The following is a 2,496-nucleotide window of genomic DNA, read 5'->3' as shown; positions in this document are numbered from 1 at the left end:
TAAAATAGATCCAAAAACAGGAACACTAATAAGAGATGGTGTTCCATCAATAATAAATCCAGATGATAAAAATGCTTTAGAAGAAGCATTAGTATTAAAGGAAAAGACTGGTGGAAAGGTTACTATAATAAGTATGGGACCACCACAGGCAGAAAAAGCTTTAAGAGAAGCTATATCTATGGGAGCAGATGAAGCAATCCTTATATCAGATAGAACTTTTGGAGGAGCAGATACTTTAGCTACATCTCATACTTTAGCAGGAGCATTAAAAAAATTAGATTATGACATAATATTTGCAGGAAGACAAGCTATAGACGGAGATACTGCTCAAGTTGGACCAGAAATAGCTGAACATTTGGGAATTCCACAGGTTACTTATGTAGAAAAAGTAGAAGTAGAGGGAGATGCTTTAAAGGTTCAAAGAGCATGGGAAGATGGATATGAAGTAATAAGCGTTAAAACCCCAGTACTTTTAACAGCTATAAAAGAGCTAAATGAACCAAGATATATGCATATGGCAAATATCTTTGATGCATATAAAAAAGACGTTAAGATATGGAGTGCCAATGACATAGACGTAGATAAATCTCTTCTTGGTCTTGCTGGATCACCAACAAAGGTTAAAAAGTCAATGACTAAGGAAGCTAAAGGACACGGTGAATTAGTAATCTTGCCAGCTAAAGAAGCAGCAGCATGTGCAGTTTCAAAATTAAAAGAGAGACACTATATCTAAGCAGATATCCCAAATCTCTGATTTGGTGATAGTCGCTTACTCATTCGACGATAGGAGAAGGAGTTTCATTTTTTTAGATATAAAACAGGAGGTATTGATTAGAGATGAATATAGCAGATTACAAAGGTGTATGGGTGTTTGCTGAACAAAGAGACGGAGAACTTCAAAAGGTATCCTTAGAATTACTCGGAAAAGGCAGAGATTTAGCAGACAAGTTAGGAGTTGAATTAACTGCTCTTTTACTTGGAAGTGATATAGATAATATAGCAAAAGAATTAGTAGCTTATGGAGCTGATAAAGTAATATATGCTGACAGCCCATTATTAAAACATTTTACAACAGATGGATATGCAAAGGTAATATGCGATTTAGCAACTGAAGTTAAGCCAGAAGCAGTGCTTGTTGGTGCAACTTTTATGGGAAGAGACTTAGCTCCAAGAGTTGCAGCAAGGCTCTCTACAGGACTTACAGCTGACTGTACTTCTCTTGATATAGATCCAGAAAATAAAAACTTACTTATGACAAGACCAGCTTTTGGTGGAAACCTAATGGCTACAATAGTTTGCTCAGATCATAGACCACAAATGTCTACAGTAAGACCAGGAGTATTTGAAAAATTAGCTAAGGATGCTGCAAGAACTGGAGAAATCCAAAAGATAGCTGCAAACTTAAGTGAAGCTGATATAAGAACAAAAACTTTAGATGTGGTTAAAGCTTGCAAAGACTGTATGGACATAGGAGAAGCTAAAGTAATAGTTTCTGGAGGAAGAGGACTCGGCAGCAAAGAAGGTTTTGAAGTATTAAAAGAGCTTGCTGATGTATTAGACGGAATTGTTGCAGGCTCAAGAGCGGCTATAGATAATGGCTGGTTGGACAAAGCTTATCAAGTTGGACAAACTGGTAAGACTGTTAGGCCAAATCTATATATAGCCTGTGGTATATCAGGAGCAATACAACATTTAGCTGGAATGCAGGACAGTGATTATATTGTAGCAATAAACAAGGATGCAGATGCTCCAATAATGAAGGCAGCTGATCTTGCATTAGTTGGGGATTATAAAAAGATAGTTCCTGAACTTGTAGCTCAAATTAAAGAAGCAAATAACTAAAATTTAGAATACTAGGTGCCACCATTTTGGGGTGCCATAGAGGAATTTGGAACTATATAGTCTATAATAAGAAAAATTTATTCAACCCTTCCAAATAAATGAATTTTCTTATTTATAGACTTGTAGTTGTAAATAAATAATTGCTTAAGAGGAAGGTGAGAAAATATGGATAAAGTTAAAAGTATTGATGAAGTAATGGAATATATAAAAGATGGAATGACTGTTATGATAGGTGGCTTTATGGGAGCAGGAACTCCAGAACCTATTATTGATGCAATTGTTAAAAAAGGAGTAAAGGATTTAACAATAATAGCAAATGACACTGGATTTCCAGATAAAGGCATTGGTAAGTTAATAGTGAATAAACAAGCTAAAAAAGTTATAGCATCCCATATTGGATTGAATCCTGAAACTGGAAGACAGATGAATGCAAAAGAAATAGCAGTAGACTTAGTACCTCAAGGCACACTAGCAGAGCAGATAAGATGTGGCGGTTCAGGTATAGGTGGTTTCTTAACAGAAACTGGAGTAGGAACAATTGTAGAAGAAGGAAAGCAAAAAGTAAAAGTGGGAGATAAAGAATATCTTTTAGAATTACCGCTAAGAGCAGATATAGCTATAATAGGTGGATCCATAGTGGATAAAAAAGGTAAT

3 protein-coding genes are annotated in these 2,496 nt (G+C 35.5%); all 3 read left to right on the top strand.

Going from position 1 to position 2,496, the window contains the following annotated elements; genetic code table 11:
* The coding region (locus tag I6U48_RS27650; RefSeq protein ID WP_218323736.1) for an electron transfer flavoprotein subunit beta/FixA family protein at nucleotides 1-733 on the top strand (733 nt) is incomplete at its 5' end.
* 104 nt (nucleotides 734-837) lie between these two features.
* Complete coding sequence (locus I6U48_RS27645) at nucleotides 838-1,842, top strand: electron transfer flavoprotein subunit alpha/FixB family protein (protein WP_218323735.1); 1,005 nt, start codon at nucleotides 838-840, stop codon at nucleotides 1,840-1,842.
* A gap of 165 nt (nucleotides 1,843-2,007) precedes the next feature.
* The coding region (locus tag I6U48_RS27640) for a 3-oxoacid CoA-transferase subunit A (RefSeq protein ID WP_218323734.1) at nucleotides 2,008-2,496 on the top strand (489 nt) is incomplete at its 3' end.

The sequence above is a fragment of the Clostridium thailandense genome, from assembly GCF_019207025.1.
Classification (GTDB): Bacteria; Bacillota; Clostridia; order Clostridiales; family Clostridiaceae; genus Clostridium_AM; species Clostridium_AM thailandense.
Note: the sequence above shows the minus strand (reverse complement) of the source record. Positions and strands in the feature narration are given on the sequence as shown.

Excerpts from the sequence above, each read along its gene's own strand:
- I6U48_RS27645 (WP_218323735.1), top strand. The coding sequence starts at position 838 with ATGAATATAGCAGATTACAAAGGTGTATGGGTGTTTGCTGAACAAAGA.